Source organism: Microbacterium sp., from assembly GCF_047607465.1.
Lineage (GTDB): Bacteria > Actinomycetota > Actinomycetes > Actinomycetales > Microbacteriaceae > Microbacterium.
Map to the genome: position 1 here is coordinate 1 of NZ_JASGCY010000048.1, position 5,111 is coordinate 5,111.

Below are 5,111 nucleotides of genomic sequence, written 5' to 3' on the forward strand. Positions count from 1 at the left end.
CGCCAGCATCGGCTCGCGCCAGCATCCGCTGCGGCCGCCAGCATCCGCTGCGGCCGCCAGCATCCGCTGCGGCCGCCAGCATCCGCTGCGGCCGCCGGCATCCGCTGCGGCCGCCGCCGCCGTATCTGCTGCCGACGCCCCATCTGAGCGTCCGCGCCCCATCTGATCGACGTCTGCCAGGTGGGGCGTCGTCGCGCAGGTGGGGCGTCGGCGGAAGAAGCTGGCGCGGGCGGGCGGGCGGGCGGGCGGCCGGCGGAAGAAGGAAGAAGGAGGTGGGGTGGGGAGGGGGCGGGGTTGGTCAGGAGTGGAAGACGGTGTGCAGGTCTCCGACGGCCTCGCGGCCGCCCAGGCCGTCGATCTCGAACAGCACCGAGATGCCGATGACGTGGCTGCCGAGGCGCTCGACGAGCTCGCGTCCGGCGGCCAGCGTGCCGCCGGTGGCGAGGACGTCGTCGATGAGCAGCACGCGGGAACCGGCGGGCAGATCGTCGTGCATCTCGATGGTGGCCGTGCCGTACTCGAGCGCGTAATCGACGGATGCCGCGGGCCGGGGGAGCTTGCCGGCCTTGCGGATCGGGATGAACCCCACCCCGGCCGCGATGGCTGCGGCTCCGGCGAGGATGAACCCGCGGGCCTCGATGCCGGCGACGTAGTCGAATCGTCCGGCGAAGGGCGCCACGATCGCGTCGGTGGTCACGCGCAGTGCCTCGGCGTCGGCGAGCAGCGGGGTGATGTCGCGGAAGACGATGCCGGGCTGGGGGTAGTCGGGTAGCGAGCGGATCAGCGATTCGGCGTGGGCGAGGGCGGGGGCGAGTTCGGCATCGGGCACCGGTCAAGGCTACGCCGGATCGCGCGGTGGTGCGGGAGCGGGAGTGGCGCCCTTCGTCTCGCTGCGCGGTTCCTGAGCGAGGAGCGTAGCGACGAGACGAAGGGCGCTCAGGAGCCCGGAGCGTGCTCTCTCAGGGGCCGGGACTGCGCTCGCTCAGGGACCGCCCTTCGTCTCGCTGCGCTCGCTCAGGGACCGGGAGCGGAGGCGCGCAGGAACCGGGAGGGCGCTCAGGGACCCCCCTTGACACGCGTGGGAGCGCTCTCATACACTCGTCACACCGAGATGGGAGCGCTCCCACGCCCCGATCACATGACCAGAACCACGCACACAAAGGAGTGCATCGTGACCACGAAAACCCGCAGGCTGACGACGATCGCCGCCGTCGCAACCGCATCCGCCCTCGCCCTCACCGGCTGCGCCGGAAACGCCGAAGACCCGAACACCGGCGGCGGCGACGAGGAGATCACCCTCACCGTCGCGACCTTCAACGACTTCGGCTACACCGACGATCTCCTCCAGGAGTACATGGACGAGCATCCGAACGTGAAGATCGTCCACAACCGCGCCGCAACCAGCAATGAGGCGCGCGAGAACTACTTCCAGAAGCTCGGCAAGACCGGTCTCGCCGACATCGAGGCCATCGAGGTCGACTGGCTGCCTGAGGTCATGAAGTACTCCGACCTGCTCGCACCCGTCGACGACAGCCTGAAGGACCGCTGGCTCGACTGGAAGACCGCTGCCGCCACCGACAAGGACGGCAACCTCATCGGCTACGGCACCGACATCGGCCCGGAGGGCGTGTGCTATCGCAGCGATCTGTTCGCCGCAGCAGGCCTTCCCACCGACCGCGAAGAGGTCGCGACGCTCCTCCAGGGCGACTGGAGCACCTACTTCGACCTCGGCGAGAAGTACGTCGACGCCACAGGCAAGGCTTTCTTCGACTCCGCGGGCGGCACCTACCAGGGCATGATCAACCAGGTCGAAGCCGCCTACGAAGACCCGGACTCTGGCGACATCATCGCCACCGACAACGACGAGGTCAAGGACATCTACGACCAGGTGCTCGAGGCGTCGGCCACCCAGTCGGCGCACCTGGGTCAGTGGTCTGACGACTGGTTCGCCGGCCTCTCCAACGGCGCCTTCGCGACCATGCTCTGCCCCGGCTGGATGCTCGGTGTCATCGAGGGCAACGCCAAGGACGTCACCGGGTGGGACATCGCGAACGCGTTCCCGAACGGCGGCGGCAACTGGGGCGGCTCCTACCTCACCGTGCCGGCGAACGGCGAGAACGTCGAGGCCGCGCAGGAGCTCGCCGACTGGCTGACCGCTCCCGAGCAGCAGATCAAGGCGTTCCAGAACGCCGGCACCTTCCCGAGCCAGAACGACGCGCTCACCGACAGCACCTTGCTCGACGCCACGAACGCGTTCTTCAACGACGCGCCGACGGGGCAGATCCTCTCGGAGCGCGCCCAGGCCGTCACGGTTTCGCCATTCAAGGGCGAGTATTACTTCCAGGTGAATGATGCGATGCAGAAGGCGCTCACCCGCGTTGAGGAGGGAACGCAGGATGCAGCGACGAGCTGGAAGCAGTGGGTCGAGGAGGTCGGCGCACTGAAGTAAGGAACTCGATCGGATGCCGGGGGCTGGGGCCCCGGCATCCGATCGCTGTCCGCATCCGCCCTCGAGGGGAATCGACATGACACCCACCACAGCGCCCGCCAGGCGCGTCGGCTTCGGCCAGCGGCTCTCCCGCTGGGACCTGAAGCTCTCGCCCTACCTGTACATCTCGCCGTTCTTCCTGCTGTTCCTCGTCATCGGGCTCTTCCCGATTGCCTACACGGCCGTCATCTCGTTCATGGACTGGGATCAGGTACGAAGCTCCGGCACCTTCATCGGCTTCGACCAGTACGCCTACGTGCTGAGCCAGCCGAAGTTCTGGATCGCGCTGCGCAACACCTTCAGCATCTTCCTGCTCTCCAGCGTCCCGCAGCTCATCGCCGCCGTCGTGATCGCGGCGATGCTCGATCAGAACATCCGCGCCAAGACGTTCTGGCGCATGGGCGTGCTCGTGCCCTACGTCGTCGCCCCCGTCGCCGTGGCGCTCATCTTCTCGAACCTCTTCGGCGACAGGTACGGCCTCATCAACACGCTGCTGTCGAACGTGGGCGCCGGTCCCATCAACTGGCATTCGAACGCGTTCGCGAGTCACATCGCCATCGCCACGATGGTGAACTTCCGCTGGACCGGGTACAACACCCTCATCCTGCTCGCGGCGATGCAGGCGATCCCCCGCGACTACTACGAGGCGGCGACGGTCGACGGCGCAGGAAAGATACGCCAGTTCTTCGCGATCACCCTGCCGAGCCTGCGCCCCACCCTCATCTTCGTCATCATCACCTCGACGATCGGCGGGCTGCAGATCTTCGACGAGCCGCGCATGTACGACCAGTACGGCACTGGCGGCTCGAACAGCCAGTGGCTGACGATCACGCTCTACCTCTACAACATCGGCTGGGGGGAGTGGAACTTCGGTCGCGCTTCGGCCCTCGCCTGGATCCTGTTCGTCATCGTCCTGGTGATCGGACTCATCAATCTGCTCGTGACCCGCGCCCTCGTGCGCAGTGAGGGGAAGCGCTGATGGCCACCGCGATCTCCACAACTCACAAGGCGCGGCGGGCGAAGGGCTCGCGCCCCGGCTGGGTCGTCTACGCGTGCCTCGCGATCGTGCTCACCGGCAGCGTCTTCCCGTTCTACTGGTCGTTCCTCATCGGATCGGGCGACGCCTACACGATCCGCGACCCGCACATGTCGTGGATACCCGGCGGCAACTTCTGGCAGAACGCGCTCACGGTGGTGAACGATCCGGCGGTCAATTTCTGGCGAGCGCTGTGGAACTCGATCTATACGTCGGCGCTGATCGCGGCATCCGTCGTCTTCTTCTCCACCCTCGCGGGCTGGGCGTTCGCCAAACTGCACTTCAAGGGCCGCGGCTGGCTGCTCGCCTTCGTCGTGGGCACGATGGCGGTGCCGACCCAGCTCGGCGTTGTGCCGCTGTACGTGCTGTTCAGCGAGCTGGGCTGGACGGGCAGCACTGGCGCGGTGATCATCCCTGCGCTCACCAGCGCGTTCGGAGTGTTCTGGATGACCCAATACCTGAGCCAGGCCGTGCCCGACGAGCTCATCGAAGCGGCTCGCATGGACGGCGCTTCGTCGTTGCGCACATTCTGGACGATCGGGATGCCGGCGGCGCGCCCAGCGGCAGCGATGCTCGGGCTGTTCACCTTCGTCTCGGCGTGGAATAACTTCTTCTGGCCGTTCATCGTGCTCGACCGCCAGGACCCGACGCTGCCTGTGGCTCTGTCTCTCCTCCAGTCGAACCACTTCGTGGACTATTCGATCGTGCTTGCCGGTGTGCTGCTGTCGACCTTCCCGCTACTTCTGCTCTTCTTCGTCGCGGGCAAGCAGCTGGTCAGTGGCATCATGCAGGGCGCGGTGAAAGGATGATCTCTGTGACTCGTGCATTCCCTCAGGGCTTCTTGTTCGGCGCCGCGACCGCGGCCTTCCAGATCGAAGGCGCCGCCTTCGAGGACGGCCGCACCGCGTCGATCTGGGATGCGTTCGCCCGCGTGCCGGGCGCCGTGATCAACGGCGACAACGGAGACGTGGCCTGCGAGCACTACCATCGGATGCCGCAGGACGTCGCGCTGATGAAGCAGCTCGGCCTGCAGGTCTACCGCTTCTCGACCTCGTGGTCGCGGGTGCGACCGGACGGCGGGGCCGTCAACGACAAGGGCGTCGACTTCTACAAGCGCCTCGTCGACGAGTTGCTCGACGCCGGCATCGTGCCATGGCTCACGCTCTACCACTGGGACATGCCGCAGGCGCTCGAGGAGCAGGGCGGCTGGACGAGCCGCGACACCGTCGACCGCTTCCTCGAGTACGCGGGCACCATGCACGACGCCCTCGGCGACCGCGTGCACTACTGGACGACCCTCAACGAGCCGTGGTGCTCGTCGTTCCTCTCCTACACGGCGGGCGTGCACGCCCCCGGCCGCATGGATGTCGGCGACGGGATGCTGGCGGCGCATCACCTGCTGCTCGCCCACGGCCGCACGGTCGAGGAGCTGCGCTCCCGTGACGGTGGGCTCGAGCTCGGCGTCACCCTGAATCTCACGGTCGCCGATCCGGCGGATGCCGCCAACCCAAGTGACGTCGAGGGGGGGCGCCGCAACGCCCGGGCGTTACAAGGCGGGGTTGAAGAACCCCAAATGCCCCGGGGCAA

The 5,111-nt window shown here is 67.3% G+C and carries 5 protein-coding genes; 4 read left to right on the forward strand and 1 reads right to left on the reverse strand.

Features of this window, described 5'->3' with window-relative positions:
- Positions 1-298: 298 nt before the first annotated feature.
- Positions 299-829 (reverse strand): adenine phosphoribosyltransferase, encoded by a 531-nt coding sequence (locus tag QM568_RS06000; RefSeq protein WP_415136835.1) that lies wholly within the window; start codon positions 827-829, stop codon positions 299-301.
- 342 nt (positions 830-1,171) lie between these two features.
- Between QM568_RS06000 and QM568_RS06005 the strand changes: the two genes are divergently transcribed.
- The 4 genes from QM568_RS06005 to QM568_RS06020 form a co-directional block, all read left to right on the forward strand.
- A complete protein-coding gene (locus tag QM568_RS06005) occupies positions 1,172-2,449 on the forward strand; it encodes an ABC transporter substrate-binding protein (protein ID WP_415136837.1) in 1,278 nt (425 codons plus the stop codon).
- Between the two features lie 76 nt (positions 2,450-2,525).
- Positions 2,526-3,467 carry a carbohydrate ABC transporter permease gene (locus tag QM568_RS06010; protein WP_415136839.1) on the forward strand — a complete coding sequence of 314 codons (942 nt, stop codon included), beginning with the start codon at positions 2,526-2,528 and terminating at the stop codon, positions 3,465-3,467.
- Entirely contained in the window at positions 3,467-4,333 is an 867-nt protein-coding gene (locus QM568_RS06015) for a carbohydrate ABC transporter permease (RefSeq protein ID WP_415136841.1), read from the forward strand. The genes QM568_RS06010 and QM568_RS06015 overlap by 1 nt, the downstream gene beginning before the upstream one ends.
- Positions 4,330-5,111 (forward strand): glycoside hydrolase family 1 protein (locus QM568_RS06020; RefSeq protein ID WP_415136843.1); only part of this gene is annotated, 782 nt, incomplete at its 3' end. The genes QM568_RS06015 and QM568_RS06020, both read left to right, overlap by 4 nt.

What these genes read in the sequence shown, in the direction of transcription:
- QM568_RS06010 (WP_415136839.1), top strand. Translation starts at nt 2,526, where the DNA reads ATGACACCCACCACAGCGCCCGCCAGGCGCGTCGGCTTCGGCCAGCGG.
- QM568_RS06015 (WP_415136841.1), top strand. Translation starts at nt 3,467, where the DNA reads ATGGCCACCGCGATCTCCACAACTCACAAGGCGCGGCGGGCGAAGGGC.